Raw genomic sequence first — 22,816 nt, forward strand, 5'->3', positions numbered from 1 at the left:
AACCTTCTTAAAGTAGTTTCTCAAGTATTGGACAAACTTCCTTTTTATTTATGGAGATATGGCACATTCATTCCATTCGACATTAATAATTGCAAACCATCATTCGAAACGATTATTCGGTTTTCATGAACAACGTCCTGGCCTCATGCCTGGCTCGGCCCCGGTAGGCGTTTTTTTCCCGTTGACGGGCATCGGCCTTCTGGTATTTTCTGAAACCGGTTTCAACTCCTGGCATCCGCTGGCGAAGACCAGCCGGACACACCAATAAGAACAGCACCAAGAGGTACCAGGTCCGTGAATGGTTCAGTACTGCCCAGCCGTGGCCGCGTCACCATCAACCAGGTGGCCGAGGCCGCCGGCGTCTCCAAGGCCAGCGTGTCGCGCTATATCGGCGGCGACCGCCAGTTGCTCGCCGATGCCACCGCCCGGCGCATCGAGCGCGCCATCGACCAGCTCGACTACCGCCCCAACCAGATGGCCCGAGGCCTCAAGCGCGGGCGCACACGGCTGATCGGAATGCTGGTGGCGGACATCCTCAACCCCTACTCCGTGGCCGTCATGCATGGCGTGGAAACCGCCTGCCGCGAACACGGCTACAGCCTGGTGGTGTGCAATACCGACCGCGACGACGAGCAGGAGCGTCATCACCTGGCCGCCCTGCAGTCCTACAACGTCGAAGGACTGATCGTGAACACCCTCGGCCACCATCCCGGCGAATTGCGCGCCCTGCACCGCGAACTGCCGATGGTGCTGGTGGACCGCCAGTTGGCCGAGCTGGATACCGACCTGGTCGGCCTGGACAACGCCGACGCCGTCGAACAGGCCCTCGACCACCTGCAGCACCGCGGCTTCCGCGACATCCTGCTGGTCACCGAACCGCTCGACGGCACCAGCTCGCGGATCGAGCGGGTCCAGGCCTTCAATGCCTCCATCGGCCGGCGACCGGCGCTCAAGGGCCAGGTCCTGCAAACCGACGACTTCTTCCGCGACGGCCTGCGCGCCTTCCTTTCGGCCAGCGGCCCCGGGCCGAAGGCGCTGTTCACCTGCAACGGCGTCGCTACCCTCTGCGCCACCCGCCAACTGCGCGACCTCGGCTGCCGGCTGTTCGATGAGGTCGGCCTGCTGGCCCTGGACGAACTCGACTGGTACCCACTGGTGGGCAGCGGCATCACCGCCCTCGCCCAACCCACCGACGAAATCGGCCGCACCGCCTTCGAGCGCCTCCTGGCGCGACTCGAAGGCGACCGCGAGCCGGCGCGCCGGGTGACCTTCCCGGCGCAACTGATCGTTCGCGGCTCGACCCATCCACGCGGCTAGCGGCCCGCCGCCGGCGCGTTGCCGGCGGCTTTCGCACGGCTTGAAATGAAACCGGTTTCAGAGGATCGCCAATGTCCCTTCACCCCGTCTCCATCAGTCTTTCCAGCTATGGCGCGGACCTCGTTCGCAGTCGCGGCCAGGCCAGCTTCCTGCCCTTGCTGGCGATGGCCGGCGCGCAGCGCGTGGAACTGCGCGAGGAACTCTTCGCCGGCCCGCCGGATACCGAGGCGCTGACCGCCGCCATCCAGTTGCAGGGGCTGGAGTGCGTGTTCTCCTCACCCCTCGAGCTGTGGCGCGAAGACGGCCAGTTGAACCCCGAGCTGGAGCCGACCCTGCGCCGCGCCGAAGCTTGCGGAGCCGGATGGCTCAAGGTCTCGCTCGGCCTTCTGCCGGAACAGCCCGATCTCGCCGCCCTCGGCCGGCGCCTGGCGCGCCACGGCTTGCAACTGCTGGTGGAGAACGACCAGACGCCCCAGGGCGGCCGGATCGAGGTGCTGGAACGCTTCTTCCGCCTCGCCGAACGCCAGCAGCTGGACCTGGCGATGACCTTCGACATCGGCAACTGGCGCTGGCAGGAGCAGGCGGCCGACGAAGCCGCCCTGCGCCTTGGCCGCTATGTCGGCTACGTGCACTGCAAGGCGGTGATCCGCAACCGCGACGGCAAGCTGGTCGCGGTGCCGCCGTCGGCCGCCGACCTGCAGTACTGGCAGCGCCTGCTGCAGCATTTCCCGGAAGGCGTGGCGCGGGCCATCGAATACCCGCTGCAGGGCGACGACCTGCTCAGTCTCAGCCGCCGGCACATCGCCGCCCTCGCCCGCCTCGGCCAGCCCCAGGAGGAACGCCAGCATGGCTGACTTCGAGATCCTCTGCTTCGGCGAGACCATGGCCATGTTCGTCGCCGAACAGCCCGGCGAACTGGACCGGGTCGAGCAGTTCGGCAAGCGCATCGCCGGCGCCGACAGCAACGTCGCCATCGGCCTCGCCCGCCTCGGCTTCGCGGTGGCCTGGCTGAGCCGGGTCGGCGACGACTCGCTCGGCCGCTTCGTACTCGACAGCCTGACCCGCGAGGGCCTCGACTGCCGCTTCGTCGAGGTCGACGCGCAAGCGCCCACCGGGTTCCAGATGAAGTCCCGCGAGGTCGATGGTGCCGACCCGCGGGTCGAGTACTTCCGCCGCGGCTCGGCGGCCAGCCGGCTGGGCCTCGCCCATATCCGCGAAGAAATGCTCGGCGCCCGCCACCTGCACGCCACCGGCATTCCGCCGGCACTCTCGGCGAGTGCCTGCGAACTGTCCCACGAACTGATGCGGCGCATGCGCGGCAAGGGCGCCAGCCTGTCCTTCGACCCCAACCTGCGGCCCTCGCTGTGGCCCAGCGAGCGCCGCATGATCGCCGAGATCAACGCCCTCGCCGCGCATGCCCACTGGGTCCTGCCGGGCCTGGAGGAAGGCCGCCTGCTCAGCGGCTGGCAGGAACCCGCGGATATCGCCGCGTTCTACCTGGACATGGGCGTCGACGCGGTGGCGATCAAGCTCGGCCCGAGCGGCGCCTACTATCGCGATGCCCACGGCGAAGGGCTGGTCCCCGGCGTGCCGGTGGCGACCGTGGTGGACACCGTGGGCGCCGGCGACGGCTTCGCGGTCGGGGTGGTCAGCGCGCTGCTGGAAGGCCTGCCGCTGCCCGACGCGGTGGCGCGCGGCAACTGGATCGGCAGCCGCGCGGTACAGGTCCGCGGCGACATGGAGGGGCTGCCGAAACGCAGCCAACTGCTCGACCGCGAGCGCCGCAGGAGCGCCTGAACCCGCCGCCCACGCGGCACCTGTTGCGACAAGAACAAGACAAGCTCAGGAGATACCCGACCATGACCATGCCTCGCCTCGCCAGCAGCCGCTGGTGGTACATCATGCCGATCGTTTTCGTCACCTACAGCCTGGCCTACCTGGACCGCGCCAACTACGGCTTCGCCGCCGCCTCCGGGATGGCCGACGACCTGCGGATCACTCCCGGGCTGTCCTCGCTGCTGGGCGCGCTGTTCTTCCTCGGTTACTTCTTCTTCCAGGTGCCGGGGGCGATCTACGCGGAAAAGCGCAGCGTCAAGAAGCTGATCTTCGTCAGCCTGATCCTCTGGGGCGGACTGGCCACCCTGACCGGGATGGTCGCCAACGTCTACCTGCTGATCGGCATCCGCTTCCTCCTCGGCGTGGTCGAGGCGGCGGTGATGCCAGCGATGCTGGTCTACCTCTGCCACTGGTTCACCCGCGCCGAGCGCTCGCGGGCGAACACCTTCCTGATCCTCGGCAACCCGGTGACCATCCTCTGGATGTCGGTGGTCTCCGGCTACCTGGTGGAGCATTTCAGCTGGCGCTGGATGTTCATCATCGAAGGCCTGCCGGCGGTGATCTGGGCCTTCATCTGGTGGCGCCTGGTGGATGACCGCCCGCGCCAGGCCGCCTGGCTGAGCGGCTCGGAAAAACGCGACCTAGAAGACGCCCTGGCCGCCGAGCAGCAGGGCATCAAGCCAGTGAAGAACTACCGCGAGGCGTTCCGTTCGCCAAAGGTCATCGTCCTCTCGCTGCAGTACTTCTGTTGGAGCATCGGCGTCTATGGCTTCGTCCTCTGGCTGCCGTCGATCCTCAAGCACGGCGCCAACATCGACATCATAGAAGCCGGCTGGCTGTCGGCGCTGCCCTACCTGGCGGCGGTGATCGCCATGCTCGGGGTGTCCTGGGCCTCGGACCGGTTGCAGAAACGCAAGCGTTTCGTCTGGCCGCCGCTGCTCATCGCGTCCATCGCCTTCTACGGTTCCTACGCCCTCGGCAGCGAGCACTTCTGGCTGTCCTACGCCCTGCTGGTGCTGGCCGGGGCCTGCATGTACGCGCCCTACGGACCGTTCTTCGCCATCGTCCCGGAAGTCCTCCCGGCCAACGTCGCCGGCGGCGCCATGGCGCTGATCAACAGCATGGGCGCGCTGGGCTCGTTCTCCGGCTCCTGGCTGGTCGGCTACCTGAACGGCATCACCGGCGGGCCCGGGGCTTCCTATCTGTTCATGAGCGGAGCGCTGCTGCTGTCGGTGCTGCTCACCGTGTTCCTCAACCCGCACGCCGACAAGCGCGAGCCCGATGCCGCCCGCGCGCACGCCTCGCGGCGGGCGGCGCCGGCCCACCCCTGACCGACTCCGGAGCATCCGATGAAGAAAGTGGTTCTCTACAAACGTCTCTCCGCGCCCCTGATGGAACGCCTGCGCGAACGGGTCGAGGTGCTCCTGGTCGAGGAGCCCGGCCGCGACGGCCTGGCCCGCCTGCGCGACGCCCTGCCCGAGGCCCACGGCCTGCTCGGCGCCAGCCTGCGCCTGGACGCCGGACTGCTCGACCTGGCACCGCGACTGGAAGCCATCGCCAGCGTCTCGGTGGGCGTCGACAACTATGACATCGACTACCTCGACCGCCGCGGCATCCTCCTCAGCAATACCCCCGACGTGCTCACCGAGACCACCGCCGACACCGGCTTCGCGGTGATCCTGGCGACAGCCCGGCGGGTAGTGGAACTGGCCGGCTGGGTGCGCGCCGGGGAATGGAAGAGGAGCGTCGGCGCCGCCCAGTTCGGTACCGACGTGCATGGCAAGACCCTCGGTATCGTCGGCATGGGCCGCATCGGCGAGGCCCTGGCCCGGCGCGGGCACCACGGCTTCGGCATGCGCGTGCTGTACCACAGCCATAGCTCGAAGCCCCACGTCGAAGAACGCTACGCAGCGAGCTACCGCCCCCTCGACGCGCTGCTCGAGGAATCCGACTTCGTCTGCCTGACCCTGCCGCTGACCGCCGCCACCGAAGGCCTGATCGGTGCCGCGCAGTTCGCCCGGATGCGCCCGCAGGCGATCTTCATCAACATCTCCCGTGGCCGGGTGGTCGACGAGGCGGCCCTGATCGAGGCCCTGGCCCAGCGGCGGATCCGCGCCGCCGGCCTCGACGTGTTCGAGCGCGAGCCGCTGTCTCCCGACTCGCCGCTGCTGCGCCTGCCGAACGTGGTGGCCACTCCGCACATCGGCTCGGCCACCGAGGAAACCCGCGAAGCCATGGCCCGCTGCGCGGTAGACAACCTGCTGGCCGCCCTCGCCGGCGAGCGGCCGCTGAACCTGGTCAATCCTTCGGCCTGGGCGCGACGGCGAGGCGCCTGAAGGCCGCGCCGGGCCGACGCCCGGCGCGCCGTTCTGCTTCACTTGCCGGTATTGGCCTGCCTGAATCCTTGCTGAAACGTTTTTTCAACGTGACACATGAACTTATAATTAGCCTGCTAATCATTATCAGAAAGACGAAACCGTGATGATCCAGAGAGGACCCCACCATGCCCGATGACAAGGCCGTCAACGGCCGCCGCGACTTCCTGCGCAAGACCCTGACCGTGATCCCGGCGGTGACCCTGGCCGGCTATGGCGTCGGCCATGCCATGCAGACGCCTGCCGCCGAGCAGGACAAACCCCGCGAACGCTACCAGCCTCGCTTCTTCACCAACACCGAATGGGCTTTCGTCAACGCCGCGGTGGCGCGACTGATCCCCAGCGACGACAACGGCCCCGGCGCCATCGAGGCCGGGGTGCCGGAGTTCATCGACCGACAGATGGAAACCCCCTACGGGCACGGCGCACTCTGGTACATGCAGGGGCCGTTCGTCACCGACGCCGCGCCGGAGTTCGGCCATCAGTTGAAGCTGGTGCCACGCGACATCTACCGGGTCGGCATCGCCGCCCTGGAACGCTGGAGCAAGGCCAACCAGGGCAAGCCGTTCGCCGAGCTGGAGCCGTCGGCGCAGGACGACATCCTGCAACGCCTGGAAGCCGGCCAGATCGACCTGCAGGACCTGCCGGCCAAGCTGCTCTTCGGCCAGTTGCTGCAAAACACCCACGAAGGCTTCTTCTCCGATCCGCAGCACGGCGGCAATCGCGGCCTGGTGGGCTGGAAGCTGGTCGGTTTCCCCGGCGCCCGCGCCGACTTCATGGACTGGGCCGACCGCGGCGAGAAGTATCCCTTCCCGCCGGTGGCGATTTCCGGCGAGAGGGGTTGAACATGGCGACGACACTCAAACCGGTGGACGCGGTGGTGGTCGGCTTCGGCTGGACCGGAGCGATCCTGGCCAAGGAGCTGACCGAGGCCGGGCTCAACGTGGTGGCGCTGGAGCGCGGCGAGAACCGCGATACCTATCCCGACGGCGCCTACCCGAACACCCTCGACGAGCTGACCTACAACACACGCGGCAAGCTGTTCCAGAATCTCTCCAAGAGCACCGTGAGCATCCGCCACGGGATCAACGACACCGCGCTGCCCTACCGTCAGCTCTCCGCCTTCCTTCCCGGCGACGGCGTCGGTGGCGCCGGCCTGCACTGGTCCGGCGTGCATTTCCGGATCATGCCCGAGGAACTGCGCCTGCGCAGCCATTACGAGGAACGCTACGGCAAGAAATTCATCCCCGAAGGCATGACCATCCAGGACTACGGGGTCAGCTACGAAGAGCTGGAGCCGCACTTCGATTTCGCCGAGAAGGTCTTCGGCACCTCCGGCACCGCGCATACGGTCAAGGGCCAGGTGGTCGGCAAGGGCAATCCGTTCGCCGCCGACCGCTCGGACGACTTCCCGCTGCCGGCGCTGCGCCAGGTGTACTCCGCGCAACTGTTCCGCAAGGCCGCCGAGGAACTCGGCCTGCACCCCTACGACCTGCCGGCGGCCAACGCTTCGGGGCCCTGGACCAACCCCTACGGGGTGCAGATGGGGCCGTGCAACTTCTGCGGCTTCTGCAGCGGCTACGCCTGCTACATGTATTCCAAGGCCTCGCCGAACCTGAACATCCTGCCGGCGCTGCGCCAGACCCCGCTGTTCGAACTGCGCGCCAACTGCAACGTGCTCAAGGTCAACCTCGACAGCGACGGCAGGCAGGCCACCGGCGTGACCTACGTCGACGCCCAGGGGCGCGAGATCGTGCAGCCGGCGAAGCTGGTGATCATCAGCGCCTTCCAGTTCCACAACGTGCGCCTGCTGCTGCTCTCCGGCATCGGCAAGCCCTACGACCCGCGCACCGGCGAGGGCGTGGTGGGAAAGAACTTCGCCTACCAGAACATGGCCACCATCAAGGCGTTCTTCGACAAGGACGTGCATACCAACCCCTTCGTCGGCACCGGCGGTGGCGGCGTGGCGGTGGACGACTTCAACGCCGACAACTTCGACCACGGACCGCTGGGCTTCGTCGGCGGCTCGCCGATGTGGGTCAACCAGGCCGGCTCCAAGCCGATCGGCGGCCTCGCCGTGCCGCCCGGCACGCCGAGCTGGGGCAGCGGCTGGAAACAGGCGGTCAAGGACGCCTACACGCACACCGTGTCGATGGACGCCCACGGCAGCAACATGACCTACCGCGACAACTACCTCGACCTCGACCCGACCTACAAGGACGCCTACGGCCAGCCACTGCTGCGCATGACCTTCGACTGGAAGGACAACGAGATCCGCATGAGCCGCTACGTCACCGAGCACATGCGCAAGATCGCCGAAGCGATGAACCCGAAGGCCATCTCGGTGAGCGTCAAGAACTTCGGCGACCACTTCAATACACGGGTCTACCAGACCACCCACCTGCTCGGCGGGGCGATCATGGGCAGCGATCCGAAGACCAGCGTGCTCAACCGCTACCTGCAGAGCTGGGACGTGCACAACGTCTTCGTCATGGGCGCCTCGGCCTTCCCCCAGGGCACCGGCTACAACCCCACTGGGCTGGTGGCGGCGCTGGCCTACTGGTCGGCCAAGGCGATCCGCGAGCAATACCTGAAGAACCCCGGTCCGCTGGTGCAGGCATGAGGAGCGCAACGATGAAACCGACAGCCTTCCTCGCCCTCTCCGCCCTCGCCTGCGGCATCGCCCAGGCCGCCGCAGCGCCGGACCCGGCCCTGGTCAGGCAGGGTGAATACCTGGCCCGCGCCGGCGATTGCGTGGCCTGCCACACCGCCAGGGACGGCAAGCCGTTCGCCGGGGGCCTGCCGATGGAAACGCCGATCGGCGCGGTGTACTCGACCAACATCACCCCGGACCGCAAGACCGGCATCGGCGACTACAGCTTCGAGGACTTCGACCGTGCCGTGCGCCACGGCGTGGCCAGGTCCGGCGACACGCTCTACCCGGCGATGCCCTACCCGTCCTACGCGCGAGTCAGCGAAGCGGACATGCGCGCCCTCTACGCCTACTTCATGCATGGCGTGGAGCCGGTGGAGCAGCCCAACAAGGCCAGCGACATCCCCTGGCCGCTGTCGATGCGCTGGCCGCTGGCATTCTGGCGCTGGACCTTCGCTCCCGAGGTGAAGGACTTCCAGGCCGCCGCCGGGCAGGACCCGGTGCTGGCGCGCGGCGCCTACCTGGTCGAAGGCCTTGGCCACTGTGGCGCCTGCCATACCCCGCGTGGGCTGGGCATGCAGGAGAAGGCCCTGGCGGCGAGCGATGGCGCGGCCTACCTGTCCGGCAGCGCGCCGCTGGAGAACTGGATCGCCAAGAGCCTGCGCGGCGACCACCGGACCGGACTGGGCAGCTGGAGCGAAGCCGACCTGGTCAGCTTCCTGCGTACCGGCCGCAGCGAGCGCAGCGCGGTGTTCGGCGGCATGTCCGACGTGGTGGTGCACAGCATGCAGTACATGACCGACGCCGACCTCACCGCCATCGCCCGCTACCTCAAGTCGCTGCCGCCGGCGGACCCCGCCGACCAGCCGCACGTCTACGACGAGAGCGTGGCCCAGGCACTGTTCCACGGCGACGACAGCAAGACCGGCGCGGCGCTTTACGTCGACAACTGCGGGGCCTGCCACCGCACCGACGGCAAGGGCTATGCGCGGGTCTTCCCGGCCCTGGCCGGCAACCCGGTAGTGACCGGCAGCGACCCGACCTCCCTGGTGCACATCGTGCTCAAGGGCGGCACCCTGCCGGCCACCCACCAGGCACCGTCGAGCTTCACCATGCCGCCGTTCGGCTGGCGGATGAACGACCAGGAGATCGCCGACGTGGTCAACTTCATCCGCACCAGCTGGGGCAACCAGGCGCCAAGCGTCAGCGTCGACGAGGTCAGGCGCCTGCGCAAGGACACCGGCGCGGCGGCGGTGGGCGACATTCCGCCGCCGGGATCGGCCGCGGCGGATCGCGGCTGAGCGCCAGGCCTGCCATTCCAGCCCCTCTCCCGCTCGCGGGAGAGGGTTGCCATACCAGGCACGGCCACCCCTTCACTCATCTCCCAATCGCACATGCCGCCCCAGCTCGTCGAACAACGCGACCACCGAGCGCAACGCCCGGCAGTCCGGACGGGTCAGCAGCCACAGGGCGCTGGCGCAGCCCTCGAGGTCGGCGTCCAGTACCCGCAGGCCGTCGCCGTCGCGTAGCAGGTAGGCAGGGATCGCCGCCAGGCCGAGGCCGGCGCGGGCCATCTCGGCGACCGCCAGCACGCCGTTGCAGCGGTAGGCCGGCAGCACCCCGGGATAGTGTCGACGACGCCAGACCACGCTCGGGTGGTCGGGAAGAAAATCGTCCGGGGCGATCCAGTGCAGCATGGCGGGCTCCGTCGCGTCGCGGCCCTCCAGGTAGCGTTCGCTGGCGCAGAGCACGTAGCGCACCTCGCCGAGGTTGCGCCCGACCAGGTGTTCCGGCGGCGTGCGGGTCATGCGCAGGGCGATGTCGGCGTCGCGCCGGCTGAGGTTGGCAAAGTCGTTGGAGGTCGCCAGCTCCAGTTGCAGGGCCGGATAGCCAGGCATGAAGCGCGCCAGCGCCGGCAGCAGCAGGCCATGCAGGACGGCGTCGGAGCAGGTCATGCGCACGGTACCGCTGAGCACCTCGCGCTCCAGTTCGAGGCCGATGCGCGCCGCCTCCAGCGCCTGCTCCGCCAGTTCCGCCTGCTGCGCCAGACGGCGGGCGGTCTGGTTCGCCAGGTAGCCGCTGCGGCTCTTGTCGAACAATGCCTTGCCGAGGTTCTTCTCCAGCCGGCGGATGGCCCGGAAGACCGTCGACACATCGACCCTGAGCAACTCTGCGGCACGCGCCAGGCTGCCGCCGCGAACCAGGGCGAGGACCAGGGCAAGATCGGCATGGTCCAGGCGATATTGCAGCGGTGCATTCATCTTTTGCATTGGCGCCGATATCGAGTGCGGAAACGCAACTATAGAGTGAGCGCCAGGGCCCGCCAACCGGCGTGGCGAAACTGGAGCGAAAACGGATGTCCACCCCTCCCGCGGCGCCGCTGCGCATTGCCCTGGTCGGCGACCACGACCCGCACATCACCGCCCACCGGGCGATTCCCCTGGCCCTGCGCCTGGCCGGCGAGGCACTCGGCCTGGAGATCGCATTCGACTGGCTGGCCAGCGACCGCCTGCCCGCCGAGCCGGCGCTGGAGCGCTATGACGGGTTCTGGTGCGTGCCGGGCAGCCCCTATCGCGACGCCGACGCGGTGCTGCGCCTGATCGCCCATGCCCGGGGCCGGCGCCGGCCGTTCCTCGGTACCTGCGCCGGCTTCCAGCACACGATCCTCGAGTTCGCCCGCAACGCCCTCGGCTGGCAGGCGGCGCCCCATGGCGAGGAGCATCCGCACAGCGACCAGGCGGTGATCGCCGCCCTGCCCTGCGCTCTGCTCGAAGCCCGCGAGGAAGTCCGCCTGCTGCGCGGCTCGCGCCTGGCCCTGGCGTATGCCGCCGACTGGATCGAGGCGGACTACCATTGCCGCTACGCAATCGCCCCGCGCTTCGCCGCGGAACTTACCGGCGGCGCACTGCGGGCCAGCGCCTGGAGCGCCGACGGAGCGATCCGCGCGGTGGAGCTGGAACAGCATCCGTTCTTCGTCGCCACCCTGTTCCAACCCGAGCGGGCAGCCCTGGCCGGCGGCCTGCCGCCACTGCCGAAGGCATTCGTCGAGGCGTGCCGGACGCAGCGCCGCGACCACCCCCGGCGCGGCCCGACACCTTATTACGCAGTGATCTTCAGCTCCCATCGCAGCGCCGTCGACGACGGCTACGCCGAAGCGGCCGAGCGCATGCTGGAACTGGCCAGCCGCCAGCCGGGCTATCTCGGCGTGGAGTCGGTCCGCGGCGCCGACGGTTTCGGCATCACCGTCTCCTACTGGGACAGCGAGGCGGCGATCCGTGCCTGGAGCCGCCACGCGGAGCACCGCGACGCCCAGGCGCGCGGCCGGCGCGACTGGTACGCCGGTTTCAGCGCGCGGATCGCCCGGGTCGAACGCGAATACGCCTTCCCGGCTCAGCCGGACACCGCGCAGTCTCCGGCCTCGTCCTGAGCCAGCACCCGGAAGCAGGCCAGGGCCAGCAGCCAGGCCAGCCAGCCGGCGCCGACCGCGACGAGGAAACCGCTGGCGGCGCCGTAGCCCTCCACCACCCAACCGGCCAGCGCCGAGCCCAAGGCCATGCCGATGCCCAGCCCGGTGATGGCCCAGGTCAGGCCTTCGGTGAGGCGCGCCGGGTCCACCGCGCGCTCGACCAGGCCCATGGCCAGGATCATCGTCGGCGCCACGCTGAAGCCGGCCACCAGCACGGTCAGGGCAAGCGCAAGGATGCTCTCCACCCCTAGCAGCGGCATCAGGCTCAGGGCCATCAGCGTAACCATGCAGAGCAGTTGCCGGGAAAGCGCCAGGCGCCAGCGCAGCAGCCCGAACAGCAATCCCGCGAGACATGAGCCGACGGCATAGACCGACAACACCAGGCTTGCCGCAGCCTTGTTGCCGTGCGCCTCGGCGAAGGCCACGCTGACCACTTCCACCGCGCCGAAGATCACCCCGATGGCGGCCAGCACCAGCGCCAGCACGCGTACCGCCGGATAGGCCAGCGCGCTGCCGGCGCGGCGCCGCGGATGGGCATGCAGCGGCGGTTCGGTGCCGCGTTGCAGGCTGAACAGGCTCACCCCGGCGACCAGGAACAGCGTCGCCAGCAGCGGCCCCGCCTCGGCGAACCAGCCGACGCTGAGGCTCACCGCCAGCACCGGCCCGATGATGTAGCACACCTCGTCCATCACCGATTCGAAGGAAAACGCCGTGTGCAGCTTCGGCGAGCCCCGGTACAGCTCGGTCCAGCGCGCCCGTACCATGGCCGGCATGCTCGGCATCGCCCCGGCGAGCAAGGCGAACAGGTAGAGCCAGGCATTCGGCGCTCGATAGTGCGTACACAGCAACAGCGCGCTCATCGACAGGGCGCTGGCCAGCGCGGCCGGGAGCAGCACCCGGCCCTGGCCGAAGCGGTCCACCAGGCGCGATACCTGCGGCGCGAGCAAGGCATTGCAGAACACGAAGGTGGCCGCCACGGTACCGGCCAGCCAGTAGTCGGCATGCACCTGGGAAAGCATGGTGACGATGCCCAGGCCGGTCATCGACAGGGGCATCCGCGCCAGCAGGCCGGCGGCTGAAAAGCCCTTGGCGCCGGGCGCGGCGAACAGTTCGAGATAGGGGTTGCTCATGGAAAGCCTCGGCTGGCCGGCTCCAGCGGAACCGGCGACGACGGGAGAAGACGAAATTAACATACGCTGCGTATGTCAAAAATCATGGAGACATACGCAGCGTATGTCAATTATCCTGAAGCCCCTTCGCCACCCGGAGACCTCGCATGGCCCGCAAGCCTCGCGCCGAGATGATCGAGGAAACCCGCGCCAAGCTGATCGACGCCGCGCGCCGAGCGTTCGCCGACAACGGCTACGCCGGCGCCTCGATGGACGAACTGACCGCCAGCGCCGGCCTCACCCGCGGCGCGCTGTATCACCACTTCGGCGACAAGAAAGGCCTGCTGGCCGCGGTGGTGCAGCAGATCGACGACGAGATGAATCTTCGCCTCGGCGCCATCCTGGCTGCCGGCGAGGACCTCTGGAGCGGCTTCCGTGCCTACAACCGGGCCTACCTGGAAATGGCCCTGGAAGCGGAAATCCAGCGCATCGTCCTGCGCGATGCCCCGGCCATCCTCGGCAGCTCCAGCAGCGAGGCCAGCCAACTGCGCTGCCTAAGCTCGATGACCGGGCAACTGCGCGAACTGATGGACAGCGGGCGGGTCCGCCGCACCGACGCCGAGGCCCTGGCCTGGCTGCTCAACGGCGCGCTGGTGGACGCCGCCCTGCGTATCGCCAACGCCGAACACCCGCCGGAGAGCCTGGCCAGGGCCTGCCAGGCCCTGGACGTGCTGCTCGACGGCCTGCTCATGGAGTGAAAAGCCAATGGACTACCGCATCAGAACCAGCCGCGACGAGGACGCCGCGCTGCTCCCGGCCATCGAGCGCTCAGCCGGGGAAAGCTTCCGCCTGCTGCCCGAGCTGGCCTGGATCGCCGACGCCGGGGTCGCCGGGGTGGACTTCCATCGCCGCCTGATCGAGCGCGGCAGCCACTGGCTGGCGGAAGACGCCGATGGCCAGCCGGTCGGTTTCCTCGCCGCCGAACGCTGCGCCGACGAGTTGCACATCGCCGAGTTGTCCATCGCCCAGGCCCACCAGCAACAGGGCCTGGGCCGCCGCCTGCTGGAGCGCGCGGTGACCTACGCCCACGCCAGCCACTGCCGGGCGCTGACCCTGACGACCTTCTGCGACGTGCCCTGGAACGCGCCGTTCTACGCACGCCTGGGCTTCCAGCGGCTGACCTGGCAGGAAGCCGGCGAGCGCTTGCGCGCGATCCTCGGCCACGAGCAGGAGATCGGCTTCGCCGCCGACAGCCGCTGCGCGATGCGCCTGGTGCTCTAGACGGCGGCAAAGGGCTTGACCGGCGGGTGGCGGGTGACGGTACAGTTGCCAACTGCAACAGGATGTTTCAGCACTGCCCCGGACGGGCTTCCGCTCTCCCTCTTCCCCAGTGTGCCCTTGCATGAGCAGTCAACGCCGAAACTACCGCTTCATCCTTGTCGTCACCCTGTTCGTCCTCGCCTCCCTGGCCGTCTCCGGACGGTTGGTCTATCTCCAGGTCCACGACCACGAATTCCTCGCCGACCAGGGCGACCTTCGCTCGATCCGCGACCTGCCGATCCCGGTCACCCGCGGCATGATCACCGACCGCAACGGCGAGCCGCTGGCGGTATCCACCGAAGTCGCGTCGATCTGGTGCAACCCCAGGGAAATGGCCGCCCACCTCGACGAGGTGCCGCGCCTGGCCGGCGCCCTGCACCGCCCTGCGGCGCCGCTGCTGGCCCAGCTCCAGGCCAACCCGAACAAGCGCTTCCTCTACCTCGAGCGCGGCCTGTCGCCGATCGAGGCCAGCGAGGTGATGGCCCTGGGCATAACGGGGGTACACCAGATCAAGGAATACAAGCGTTTCTACCCCAGTTCCGAGCTGACCGCGCAGTTGATCGGCCTGGTCAACATCGACGGCCGCGGCCAGGAAGGCACCGAACTGGGCTTCAACGACTGGCTGAGCGGCAAGGACGGGGTACGCGAGGTGGCGATCAACCCGCGCGGCTCGCTGGTCAACAGCATCAAGGTGCTGAAGACGCCCAAGGCCAGCCAGGACGTGGCCCTGAGCATCGACCTGCGACTACAGTTCATCGCCTACAAGGCGCTGGAAAAGGCCGTGCTCAAGTTCGGCGCGCACTCCGGCTCGGCGGTCCTGGTGAACCCGAAGAGCGGGCAGATCCTGGCGATGGCCAACTTCCCCTCCTACAACCCGAACAACCGCGCCAGCTTCGCCCCGGCCTTCATGCGCAACCGCACCCTCACCGATACCTTCGAGCCGGGCTCGGTGATCAAGCCGTTCAGCATGTCGGCGGCGCTGGCCTCCGGCAAGTTCGACGAGAACAGTCAAGTCAGCGTGGCACCGGGCTGGATGACCATCGACGGGCACACCATCCACGACGTCGCCCGGCGCGACGTACTGACCATGACCGGGGTACTGATCAACTCCTCGAACATCGGCATGAGCAAGGTCGCCCTGCAGATCGGGCCCAAGCCGATCCTCGAACAGCTCGGCCGGGTCGGTTTCGGCGCGCCGCTGTCGCTGGGCTTCCCCGGCGAGAACCCGGGCTACCTGCCGTTCCACGAGAAATGGTCGAACATCGCCACCGCCAGCATGTCGTTCGGCTACAGCCTGGCGGTGAACACCGCCGAGCTGGCCCAGGCCTACTCGGTGTTCGCCAACGACGGCAAGCTGGTGCCGCTCAGCCTGCTCCGCGACAACCCGCAGAACCAGGTGCGACAGGCGATGGACCCGCAGATCGCACGGCGCATCCGGGCGATGCTGCAAACCGTGGTGGAAGACCCGAAGGGCGTGGTCCGCGCCCGCGTGCCGGGCTACCACGTGGCGGGCAAGAGCGGCACCGCGCGCAAGGCCTCGGGCCGGGGCTACGCGGACAAGTCCTACCGTTCGCTGTTCGTCGGCATGGCGCCGGCGTCCGACCCGCAACTGGTGCTGGCGGTGATGATCGATTCGCCGACCAGGATCGGCTACTTCGGCGGCCTGGTCTCGGCGCCCACCTTCAGCGACATCATGGCCGGATCGCTACGCGCCCTGGCGATCCCGCCGGACAACCTGCAGGACAGCCCGGCCGTCGCCGACCGCCAGCACCACGGCTGACCGCTGCCTAGCCGTCGTGCTCGCGGCCCTCGGCGTCCAGCCAGTGCGCTCCCGGCCCCTCGGCGGAAAGCTGGTCGCCGGGGTTGCGCAACGGGCAGGCCTGGAGCGACAGGCAGCCGCAACCGATGCAGCCGTCCAGTTGGTCGCGCAACAGCAGCAGCTTGTCGATGCGCTCGGTGAGATCCTCCTTCCACTGCGCCGACAGGCGCGCCCAGTCCGCCGCGCTAGGGCTACGCCCCGCCGGCAGGGTCTGCAGGGCGCGAGCGATCTCCGCGAGGGGAATGCCGACCCGCTGGGCGACCTTGATCACCACCACCCGGCGTAGCGTCTCGCGACTGAAGCGCCGCTGGTTGCCGGCGTTGCGCTGGCTGCTGATCAGCCCCTTGGTTTCGTAGAAATGCAGGGCGGAGACCGCCACGCCGGCACGCCTGGCCAGTTCGCCGACGCTCAGTTCACGAGATGCGCAGGAATTCTTCATGATTGGCTTGACCTCAAGTTTGCTTGAGGTTTTACCCTGGGCCGGCCCTCGACACAAGTCACCCGGAGTAACCCGCCATGCTCATCCCCTCCTCCTACTGCTGCACCGACGATCAGTGCCCGGCCGCTAGCGAGCGGTCGCCGTGCTACGCGCAACTCATCGATATCGAGGTGGAACCCGCCAGCCAGTTGTCGCTGGCGCTGGAACAGAACGCGCACCTGCAACGCCTGGAACGCTGCTTCAGGAACTGCCCGGGCTACCTGTCCGCCAGCCTGCACCCCAGCGAGGACGGCCAGCACGTGCTGAACTACACCTGCTGGCGTTCACGCGAGGACTGCGAACGCGCCTGGCAGGCCCGGGAGGACGCGCAAGGCCCGCTGAGCGCGGGCGTCTGGCGGCTGGGGGCGAAAAGCGTGCGTTTCGAGACCTTCCTGGTCGACGCCGAGGGCTGCTGAGCCCGCCGGCGCCGACGGCCCGTCTCAGAAGGACTTCGGCAGGGAGGCCATGTCGATCACGAAGCGATACTTCACGTCGCTGGCCAGCATCCGCTCGTAGGCCTGGTTGATCTGCTGGATCTCGATCATCTCGATGTCGCAGGCGATCCCGTGGGCCGCGCAGAAATCCAGCATTTCCTGGGTCTCGGCGATGCCGCCGATGGCCGAGCCGGCGATCGAGCGGCGTCCCATCACCAGTTGCGCACCGTGCACCGCCGGCTCCAGCGGCTCGAGCAGGCCGACCAGTACGAGGGTGCCGTCGCGCTTGAGGGTCGCCAGATATGGATTGAGGTCGTGCTGGTGCGGCACGGTGTCCAGGATCAGGTCGAAGCGTCCGGCGACGGCGGCCATCCGCTGTGGGTCGGTGGAAAGGATCACCTGGTCGGCGCCGAGCCGCCGCGCTTCCTCTTCCTTGCCCGGCGAGCGGGTGAACAGGGCCACCTCGGCACCGAGCGCCCTGGCGAACTTCAGGCCCATGTGACCGAGGCCGCCCAGGCCGACCACCGCCACCCGGCTGCCGGGGCCGACCTTCCAGTGACGCAGTGGCGAGTAGGACGTGATCCCGGCGCACAGCAGCGGCGCCGCCGCCTTCGGATCGAGCCCCTGGGGAATGCGCAGGACGAACCTGGCCGAGACCACGATGCGCTCCGAGTAGCCGCCGAAGGTCGGCAGGCCGTCGTGGCGGTCGCGGCCGTTGTAGGTCAGGGTCGGGTATTCCGCGCAATACTGCTCCAGGCCCTCGGAGCAGGCGGCGCAGTGCCGGCAGGAGTCGACCATGCAGCCGACGCCGACCAGTTCGCCGACCGCGAAACCGCTCACCGCCTCGCCGACGCTGGCGACCCGGCCGATGATCTCGTGGCCCGGCACCAGCGGGTACAGGCTGTTGTGCCATTCGTTGCGCGCCTGATGGAGGTCCGAGTGGCAGACGCCGCAGTAGAGGATGTCGATCACCAGGTCGTCGGCGCGCGGCGCGCGGCGTTCGAAGCGATGGGCGGTCAGCGGGGTGCTGGCGGACTGGGCGGCGTAGCCGCGGATCTGTAGGGTCATCGGTGTGTCCTCTGCGCAGGATGGCGGGCCGCGACGGCTTGCTGGCGGCGGTCCGTTCGGGGGGCAATTGTTCGCCGGATGGGCGCCGCCGCAGAATGTCCATTCCTGTCGAAGCCTTGCCCATTCGTGCCGATGTTGCGTGCCGCCACTGCCCAGGCGCGCACGGGGTTGCTACGTTTGCCTCCCCTCCTGGAGAAACAGCCAAGGCATGAGCACTACTTCCACCGACATGGCGTCGCTGATCGCCACCCTGCAAGACGAACCGGGTTTCGACGCCACCCGCATCCCCGGGGTTCGCCTGATGCGCGCCGAACAGGCCTATCCGCGCAGCCCGGTGTTCTATGAGCCGCGCATCTGCATCCTCGCCCAGGGCCAGAAGATCGGTTTCCTCGGCGGCGAAACCTACCGCTACGACGCCGAACGCTACCTGGTGATGTCGGTGCCCCTGCCGTTCGAATGCGAAACCCACGCCTCCGCCGCCGAACCCTTGCTGGGAGTGAGCGTCGACGTGGATATCGGCACCTTGAAGGAACTGCTGCTACAGATGGAAGAGGCTCCCGGCAGCGACGACGACAATGAGCTGGCACCCAGCGCGCCGATGGCTTCGGTACCGCTGGACGCGGGGATGGCCGATGCGGTGATGCGCCTGCTGGGCTGCCTGCCGAGCCCGCTGGACAGCCATATCCTCGGCCCGCAACTGGTCCGCGAGATCATCTTCCGCGCCCTGCGCAGCGAGCAGGGCAACGCCCTGCGTGCGGTGGCCGGCCGGCACAGCGGCTACGGGCGCATGGCCAGGGCCCTGCGGCGCATCCACACCGACTACGCCAGTGCGCTGGACATCGACACCCTGGCTCGCGAGGCGAACATGAGCGTGTCGACCTTCCACCACAACTTCAAGGCGATGACCTTCACCTCGCCCCTCCAGTACCTGAAGAGCGTGCGCCTGTACAAGGCCTGGAGCCTGATGGTGCAGGACGGGCTGAACGCCAGTACCGCCGCCAACCAGGTCGGCTACGAGAGTCCCTCGCAGTTCAGCCGCGAGTTCAAGCGCTACTTCGGGCGCACGCCGAGCGAGGAAGTCCAGGCCGCCCGCCGCTAGCCGGCGGGAGCGGGGGCGCTTGCAATACATACGGATATCCGTATATTCAGCTTTCCATATATCCAGGAAGGCCCAGCGATGCCCAGCCCCGCCGAAGTGTTCAAGTGCCTGGCCGACGAGACGCGCGTTCGCGCCACCCTGCTGATCGTCGACCAGGGCGAACTGTGCGTCTGCGAACTGATGTGCGCCCTCGCCGACAGCCAGCCGAAGATCAGCCGCCACCTGGCCCAGTTGCGCAGTGCCGGGCTGCTCCTCGACCGTCGCCAGGGCCAGTGGGTGTATTACCGCCTGAACCCTGCGCTGCCGGCCTGGATCCACGAAGTCCTGCAAGTGACCCTGCGGGCCAACGGCGACTGGCTGCAAGCCGACGCAGCGCGCCTGCGCGACATGGACGGCCGCCCGCAGCGCGCCTCCGCCTGCTGCCAATAGCGCGAGCCGCCCCATGCTGATCGCCTTCGCCATCTTCCTGTTCACCCTGGTCCTGGTCATCTGGCAGCCCAGGGGCCTCGGCATCGGCTGGAGCGCCAGCATCGGTGCCCTGCTCGCCCTGGCGCTGGGCAGCGTCGCGCCGGGCGACATCCCGACCGTCTGGAACATCGTCTGGAATGCCACCGCCACCTTCATCGCGGTGATCGTCATCAGCCTGCTGCTGGACGAGGCCGGCTTCTTCGAATGGGCCGCGCTGCACGTCGCGCGCTGGGCTGGCGGCGACGGCCGGCGCCTGTTCGCCTTCTGCGTGCTGCTCGGCGCGGCGGTCTCGGCGCTGTTCGCCAACGACGGCGCGGCGCTGATCCTCACGCCCATCGTGATGTCGATGCTGCTGGCCCTGCGCTTCAGCCCGGCGGCGACCCTGGCCTTCGTCATGGCGGCGGGCTTCATCGCCGACAGCGCCAGCCTGCCGCTGGTGGTCTCGAACCTGGTGAACATCGTCTCGGCCGACTACTTCGGGCTCGGCTTCGGCGAGTACGCCGCGGTCATGCTGCCGGTAAACCTGGTGAGCGTCGCGTCCTCCCTGCTGGTGCTGTTCCTCTATTTCCGCCGCGACCTGCCGCCGGTCTATGCGCTGGAGCAATTGAAGCCGCCGCGGGCGGCGATCCGCGACCGCGCGACCTTCGTCGTCGGTGGCTGGATGCTGCTGGTCCTGCTCGCCGGGCTGTTCGCCCTGGAGCCGCTGGGCGTCCCCGTCAGCGCGGTGGCCGCGGCCTGTGCGGCACTGCTGCTGGCGGTGGCCGGGCGCGGGCGGGTGATCTCGACCCGGCGGGTGCTGCGCGAAGCGCCCTGGCAGATCGTGGTCTTCTCGCTGGGCATGTACCTGGTGGTCTACGGCCTGAAGAACGCCGGTCTCACCGACCTCCTGGCGCAGCTCCTGAACCGCCTGGCCGAGCACGGCGTATGGGCGGCCGCGCTGGGTACCGGACTGCTTTCCGCCGCCCTCTCGTCGGTAATGAACAACATGCCCAGCGTGCTGCTCGGCGCCCTGTCGATCCAGGCCAGCGACACCGCCGGCGCGGTGCGCGAAGCGATGATCTACGCCAACGTCATCGGCTGCGACCTGGGTCCGAAGATCACCCCTATCGGCAGCCTGGCGACGCTGCTCTGGCTGCACGTGCTGGCGCGCAAAGGCATGCGCATCACCTGGGGCTACTACTTCAGGGTCGGCGCCCTGCTGACCCTGCCGGTCCTGCTGGCGACCCTTTCGGCCCTGGCCCTGCGCCTGGCCATCTGACGGCCGCCGGCGACGGCGGCAGGAGCATCCCATGCGAGTCCTGTTCATGTGCACGGCCAACAGTTGCCGCAGCATTCTTTCCGAAGCCATGTTCAACCACCTGGCCCCGCCGGGTTTCGAGGCATGCAGCGCCGGCAGCCAGCCCAGCGGGCGGGTGCATCCGCGCAGCCTGGCGACCCTCGAACAGGCCGGCATCGCCACCCACGGCCTGTACAGCAAGGGCAGCGAAGCCTTCGAAGGCGCACCGCCGGACATCGTCATCACCGTTTGCGACGCCGCCGCGGGGGAAGCCTGCCCGCTGTATCTCGGCGCAGCGCTGAAGGCCCATTGGGGCCTGGCCGATCCCTCCGCCCTGGATGGCGACGAAGCCCTGCGGGATGCGGCGTTCCACGCCACCCTGGCACGCATCGAACAGCGTTGCCGAGCCTTCCTCGGCCTGCCCTTCGCTACCCTGGATCGCGACCAGCTCAAGCGTGAGCTGGAGCGCATCGGCTCGCTCTGACCGGAGGAAGCATGTCCGAACAACTACCCAACCTCGATCCCGCGCTGCTCGGCGACCCGCCCCCCGTCTCCGGGCACAGGCCGCGCATCCTCCTGCTCTACGGCTCGACCCGCGAGCGCTCCTTCAGCCGCCTGCTGGTGCTGGAGGCCGCACGCCTGCTCGAACGCTTCGGTGCCGAAACGCGGATTTTCGACCCATCCGGGCTGCCATTGCCCGACGATGCACCGGTGGAGCATCCCAAGGTCCGCGAGTTGCGCGACCTGGTGCAGTGGTCGGAAGGCCAGGTCTGGTGCTCGCCCGAGCGCCACGGTGCGCTGTCCGCGGTATTCAAGGCGCAGATCGACTGGATTCCCCTGGCACTCGGGGCGGTGCGCCCGACCCAGGGCAAGACCCTGGCGGTGATGCAGGTCTGCGGCGGCTCGCAGTCGTTCAACGTGGTCAACCAGTTGCGCGTGCTGGGTCGCTGGATGCGCATGTTCACCATTCCCAACCAGTCCTCGGTTCCCAAGGCCTACCTGGAGTTCGACGAAGCGGGCCGGATGAAGCCATCGCCCTACTACGACCGGGTGGTCGACGTGATGGAGGAGTTGTTCAAGTTCACCCTGCTCCTGCGCGAGCGCACGGACTTCCTGGTGGACCGCTATTCGGAGCGCAAGGAAAGCGCCGAGCAGCTTTCCGCGCGGGTCGACCAGCGTTCGCTCTGAACCGCGTCCGCCTCACTCGCGCCCCGGCGGATGGCCGAAGCGCGCGCGGTAGGCATGGGTGAAGTTTTCCGGACTGGAGTAACCCAGGCGATAGGCTATCTGCGCGATCTGCCAGCGACCCTCGCGGACCATCTGCCGGCCGATCTCGAGACGCCGGTCGCGGACGTACTGCAACATCGAGCGACCGAACTCGTTCTTGAAAATCCGCCGCAGGGTGGTTTCGCCGACCCCCAGTTGGCGCGCCAGTTCGAGGCTGGCCGGCGGCTCACCGAGGTTCGCCTCCAGCAGGCGGCGCGCTTCATGGGCCAGGTCGCGCTGGGCGCGTGGGGTGCGCGCGCGACGAAGGTCCGCGCCGCCCAGGTAGGCGGCCAGCTCCACCAGCAAGCCCAGGGTCAGGCTCTCTTCGTGCAGGCGTCCGAGGGCGCCGCGGTATGGATTCTGGTAGAGGCGCTCGAACAGGGCGGTGATGGCGCCGCAACGGGACAACTGGGTAAAGCTCGCGCCGTCGCCCTTCAGCCGCGCCAGCGGCCGCAGGGCGCCATCGCCGGTTTCCAGTTCCTCTTCCAGATAGCTGGCGGCGATCCGCAGCCCGCCCAGGCGCACGCGGCTGCCCGCCGGCAGGATATCGAAGGCCTCCATCGGCTCGCCGGTGCCGAGCACCGAAGGACCGCCCAGGTTGTAGAGATAAGGCTCGCCGCCGTCGACGCTGTGCCGCCACTGGCCGTCGAACATCTGCACGATGCACAGGCCTTCCGGCAGCACCTTGTGGGTTCGCAGCGGCTCGGTGAAGCTCAGGTCGCAATCGAAATACTGCATCGACGGGCGCACCGTCCGCGCCTGGTAGTGACCGGTGGCGCTGCCGAGCATTTCGCGCGCGTCGAGGATCTGCGACTGGCTCAGGGGTGAAGGA

General features: G+C 68.4%; 23 protein-coding genes. 18 read left to right on the forward strand and 5 right to left on the reverse strand.

Features of this window, described 5'->3' with window-relative positions:
* The first annotated feature begins 294 nt into the window (after positions 1–294).
* The 8 genes from ptxS to HMPREF1224_RS13145 all read left to right on the forward strand — a co-directional run bounded on the left by ptxS (position 295) and on the right by HMPREF1224_RS13145 (position 9,482).
* Entirely contained in the window at positions 295–1,317 is a 1,023-nt protein-coding gene (gene ptxS, locus HMPREF1224_RS13110; protein ID WP_003113738.1) for a transcriptional regulator PtxS, read from the forward strand.
* 71 nt (positions 1,318–1,388) lie between these two features.
* On the forward strand, positions 1,389–2,171 hold the full coding sequence (locus HMPREF1224_RS13115; protein WP_003113739.1) for a sugar phosphate isomerase/epimerase family protein: 783 nt from the start codon (positions 1,389–1,391) through the stop codon (positions 2,169–2,171).
* Positions 2,164–3,114 (forward strand): sugar kinase, encoded by a 951-nt coding sequence (locus HMPREF1224_RS13120; RefSeq protein ID WP_003089272.1) that lies wholly within the window; start codon positions 2,164–2,166, stop codon positions 3,112–3,114. Before HMPREF1224_RS13115 ends, HMPREF1224_RS13120 begins: the two co-directional genes overlap by 8 nt.
* 62 nt (positions 3,115–3,176) lie before the next feature.
* Positions 3,177–4,484, forward strand: coding sequence for an MFS transporter (locus HMPREF1224_RS13125; protein WP_003113740.1), 1,308 nt, complete (start codon positions 3,177–3,179; stop codon positions 4,482–4,484).
* Positions 4,485–4,502: 18 nt separating this feature from the next.
* The gene (locus HMPREF1224_RS13130; RefSeq protein ID WP_010792988.1) at positions 4,503–5,489 is read left to right on the forward strand and encodes a 2-hydroxyacid dehydrogenase; all 987 of its coding nucleotides are present in this window, start codon (positions 4,503–4,505) and stop codon (positions 5,487–5,489) included.
* Positions 5,490–5,656: 167 nt separating this feature from the next.
* Positions 5,657–6,373: a gluconate 2-dehydrogenase subunit 3 family protein gene (locus tag HMPREF1224_RS13135; protein ID WP_003110746.1), complete on the forward strand. Its 717-nt coding sequence runs from the start codon at positions 5,657–5,659 to the stop codon at positions 6,371–6,373.
* A gap of 2 nt (positions 6,374–6,375) precedes the next feature.
* Positions 6,376–8,151 (forward strand): GMC family oxidoreductase, encoded by a 1,776-nt coding sequence (locus HMPREF1224_RS13140; protein ID WP_003110747.1) that lies wholly within the window; start codon positions 6,376–6,378, stop codon positions 8,149–8,151.
* Positions 8,152–8,162: 11 nt separating this feature from the next.
* Positions 8,163–9,482 (forward strand): cytochrome c, encoded by a 1,320-nt coding sequence (locus tag HMPREF1224_RS13145; RefSeq protein WP_003113742.1) that lies wholly within the window; start codon positions 8,163–8,165, stop codon positions 9,480–9,482.
* A gap of 72 nt (positions 9,483–9,554) precedes the next feature.
* Here the strand turns inward: HMPREF1224_RS13145 and HMPREF1224_RS13150 are convergent, their stop codons facing one another.
* Positions 9,555–10,451: a LysR family transcriptional regulator gene (locus HMPREF1224_RS13150; RefSeq protein ID WP_003117815.1), complete on the reverse strand. Its 897-nt coding sequence runs from the start codon at positions 10,449–10,451 to the stop codon at positions 9,555–9,557.
* 86 nt (positions 10,452–10,537) lie between these two features.
* On the opposite strand from HMPREF1224_RS13150, the gene HMPREF1224_RS13155 reads away from it, so the two are divergent.
* Positions 10,538–11,608 (forward strand): CTP synthase C-terminal region-related (seleno)protein, encoded by a 1,071-nt coding sequence (locus HMPREF1224_RS13155; protein WP_010792989.1) that lies wholly within the window; start codon positions 10,538–10,540, stop codon positions 11,606–11,608.
* Here HMPREF1224_RS13155 and HMPREF1224_RS13160 read toward each other — a convergent pair.
* Positions 11,572–12,777, reverse strand: a complete 1,206-nt coding sequence (locus HMPREF1224_RS13160; RefSeq protein ID WP_010792990.1) for an MFS transporter — start codon at positions 12,775–12,777, stop codon at positions 11,572–11,574. The genes HMPREF1224_RS13155 and HMPREF1224_RS13160 overlap by 37 nt on opposite strands.
* A gap of 146 nt (positions 12,778–12,923) precedes the next feature.
* Between HMPREF1224_RS13160 and HMPREF1224_RS13165 the strand changes: the two genes are divergently transcribed.
* From HMPREF1224_RS13165 to HMPREF1224_RS13175, 3 genes are all read left to right on the forward strand, one after another.
* Positions 12,924–13,514 (forward strand): TetR/AcrR family transcriptional regulator, encoded by a 591-nt coding sequence (locus tag HMPREF1224_RS13165; RefSeq protein WP_010792991.1) that lies wholly within the window; start codon positions 12,924–12,926, stop codon positions 13,512–13,514.
* 7 nt (positions 13,515–13,521) lie between these two features.
* Positions 13,522–14,037, forward strand: a complete 516-nt coding sequence (locus HMPREF1224_RS13170) for a GNAT family N-acetyltransferase (protein WP_003089295.1) — start codon at positions 13,522–13,524, stop codon at positions 14,035–14,037.
* 121 nt (positions 14,038–14,158) lie between these two features.
* Entirely contained in the window at positions 14,159–15,856 is a 1,698-nt protein-coding gene (locus tag HMPREF1224_RS13175) for a peptidoglycan D,D-transpeptidase FtsI family protein (protein WP_003110751.1), read from the forward strand.
* A 7-nt stretch (positions 15,857–15,863) separates the two neighbouring features.
* Here the strand turns inward: HMPREF1224_RS13175 and soxR are convergent, their stop codons facing one another.
* Complete coding sequence (gene soxR, locus HMPREF1224_RS13180; RefSeq protein WP_003089301.1) at positions 15,864–16,334, reverse strand: redox-sensitive transcriptional activator SoxR; 471 nt, start codon at positions 16,332–16,334, stop codon at positions 15,864–15,866.
* 77 nt (positions 16,335–16,411) lie between these two features.
* Here soxR and pumA point away from each other — a divergent pair, with 77 nt between their 5' ends.
* Positions 16,412–16,789, forward strand: coding sequence for a monooxygenase PumA (gene pumA, locus HMPREF1224_RS13185; RefSeq protein ID WP_003089304.1), 378 nt, complete (start codon positions 16,412–16,414; stop codon positions 16,787–16,789).
* Positions 16,790–16,813: 24 nt separating this feature from the next.
* On the opposite strand, the gene HMPREF1224_RS13190 is transcribed toward pumA, so the two are convergent.
* Positions 16,814–17,875, reverse strand: a complete 1,062-nt coding sequence (locus HMPREF1224_RS13190) for an NAD(P)-dependent alcohol dehydrogenase (RefSeq protein ID WP_003160271.1) — start codon at positions 17,873–17,875, stop codon at positions 16,814–16,816.
* A gap of 208 nt (positions 17,876–18,083) precedes the next feature.
* On the opposite strand from HMPREF1224_RS13190, the gene HMPREF1224_RS13195 reads away from it, so the two are divergent.
* The 5 genes from HMPREF1224_RS13195 to arsH all read left to right on the forward strand — a co-directional run bounded on the left by HMPREF1224_RS13195 (position 18,084) and on the right by arsH (position 21,906).
* On the forward strand, positions 18,084–18,974 hold the full coding sequence (locus HMPREF1224_RS13195; RefSeq protein ID WP_010792992.1) for an AraC family transcriptional regulator: 891 nt from the start codon (positions 18,084–18,086) through the stop codon (positions 18,972–18,974).
* Positions 18,975–19,052: 78 nt separating this feature from the next.
* Complete coding sequence (locus tag HMPREF1224_RS13200; RefSeq protein WP_003089312.1) at positions 19,053–19,403, forward strand: metalloregulator ArsR/SmtB family transcription factor; 351 nt, start codon at positions 19,053–19,055, stop codon at positions 19,401–19,403.
* Positions 19,404–19,416: 13 nt separating this feature from the next.
* Positions 19,417–20,700, forward strand: a complete 1,284-nt coding sequence (locus HMPREF1224_RS13205; protein WP_010792993.1) for an arsenic transporter — start codon at positions 19,417–19,419, stop codon at positions 20,698–20,700.
* Positions 20,701–20,731: 31 nt separating this feature from the next.
* Positions 20,732–21,202: an arsenate reductase ArsC gene (locus tag HMPREF1224_RS13210; protein WP_003112098.1), complete on the forward strand. Its 471-nt coding sequence runs from the start codon at positions 20,732–20,734 to the stop codon at positions 21,200–21,202.
* 11 nt (positions 21,203–21,213) lie between these two features.
* On the forward strand, positions 21,214–21,906 hold the full coding sequence (gene arsH, locus HMPREF1224_RS13215; protein ID WP_003117819.1) for an arsenical resistance protein ArsH: 693 nt from the start codon (positions 21,214–21,216) through the stop codon (positions 21,904–21,906).
* Between the two features lie 12 nt (positions 21,907–21,918).
* Here arsH and HMPREF1224_RS13220 read toward each other — a convergent pair whose 3' ends face one another.
* Entirely contained in the window at positions 21,919–22,773 is an 855-nt protein-coding gene (locus tag HMPREF1224_RS13220; RefSeq protein ID WP_003122741.1) for a helix-turn-helix transcriptional regulator, read from the reverse strand.
* Between the last annotated feature and the right edge of the window lie 43 nt (positions 22,774–22,816).

This window comes from Pseudomonas sp. P179, assembly GCF_000478485.2.
Lineage (GTDB): Bacteria > Pseudomonadota > Gammaproteobacteria > Pseudomonadales > Pseudomonadaceae > Pseudomonas > Pseudomonas aeruginosa.

Coding starts and splice junctions, on each gene's coding strand:
- HMPREF1224_RS13115 (WP_003113739.1), top strand. CDS start 1,389: ATGTCCCTTCACCCCGTCTCCATCAGTCTTTCCAGCTATGGCGCGGAC.
- HMPREF1224_RS13120 (WP_003089272.1), top strand. CDS start 2,164: ATGGCTGACTTCGAGATCCTCTGCTTCGGCGAGACCATGGCCATGTTC.
- HMPREF1224_RS13125 (WP_003113740.1), top strand. CDS start 3,177: ATGACCATGCCTCGCCTCGCCAGCAGCCGCTGGTGGTACATCATGCCG.
- HMPREF1224_RS13130 (WP_010792988.1), top strand. CDS start 4,503: ATGAAGAAAGTGGTTCTCTACAAACGTCTCTCCGCGCCCCTGATGGAA.
- HMPREF1224_RS13135 (WP_003110746.1), top strand. CDS start 5,657: ATGCCCGATGACAAGGCCGTCAACGGCCGCCGCGACTTCCTGCGCAAG.
- HMPREF1224_RS13140 (WP_003110747.1), top strand. CDS start 6,376: ATGGCGACGACACTCAAACCGGTGGACGCGGTGGTGGTCGGCTTCGGC.
- HMPREF1224_RS13145 (WP_003113742.1), top strand. CDS start 8,163: ATGAAACCGACAGCCTTCCTCGCCCTCTCCGCCCTCGCCTGCGGCATC.
- HMPREF1224_RS13150 (WP_003117815.1), bottom strand. CDS start 10,451: ATGCAAAAGATGAATGCACCGCTGCAATATCGCCTGGACCATGCCGAT.
- HMPREF1224_RS13155 (WP_010792989.1), top strand. CDS start 10,538: ATGTCCACCCCTCCCGCGGCGCCGCTGCGCATTGCCCTGGTCGGCGAC.
- HMPREF1224_RS13160 (WP_010792990.1), bottom strand. CDS start 12,777: ATGAGCAACCCCTATCTCGAACTGTTCGCCGCGCCCGGCGCCAAGGGC.
- HMPREF1224_RS13165 (WP_010792991.1), top strand. CDS start 12,924: ATGGCCCGCAAGCCTCGCGCCGAGATGATCGAGGAAACCCGCGCCAAG.
- HMPREF1224_RS13170 (WP_003089295.1), top strand. CDS start 13,522: ATGGACTACCGCATCAGAACCAGCCGCGACGAGGACGCCGCGCTGCTC.
- HMPREF1224_RS13175 (WP_003110751.1), top strand. CDS start 14,159: ATGAGCAGTCAACGCCGAAACTACCGCTTCATCCTTGTCGTCACCCTG.
- soxR (WP_003089301.1), bottom strand. CDS start 16,334: ATGAAGAATTCCTGCGCATCTCGTGAACTGAGCGTCGGCGAACTGGCC.
- pumA (WP_003089304.1), top strand. CDS start 16,412: ATGCTCATCCCCTCCTCCTACTGCTGCACCGACGATCAGTGCCCGGCC.
- HMPREF1224_RS13190 (WP_003160271.1), bottom strand. CDS start 17,875: ATGACCCTACAGATCCGCGGCTACGCCGCCCAGTCCGCCAGCACCCCG.
- HMPREF1224_RS13195 (WP_010792992.1), top strand. CDS start 18,084: ATGAGCACTACTTCCACCGACATGGCGTCGCTGATCGCCACCCTGCAA.
- HMPREF1224_RS13200 (WP_003089312.1), top strand. CDS start 19,053: ATGCCCAGCCCCGCCGAAGTGTTCAAGTGCCTGGCCGACGAGACGCGC.
- HMPREF1224_RS13205 (WP_010792993.1), top strand. CDS start 19,417: ATGCTGATCGCCTTCGCCATCTTCCTGTTCACCCTGGTCCTGGTCATC.
- HMPREF1224_RS13210 (WP_003112098.1), top strand. CDS start 20,732: ATGCGAGTCCTGTTCATGTGCACGGCCAACAGTTGCCGCAGCATTCTT.
- arsH (WP_003117819.1), top strand. CDS start 21,214: ATGTCCGAACAACTACCCAACCTCGATCCCGCGCTGCTCGGCGACCCG.
- HMPREF1224_RS13220 (WP_003122741.1), bottom strand. CDS start 22,773: ATGCTCGGCAGCGCCACCGGTCACTACCAGGCGCGGACGGTGCGCCCG.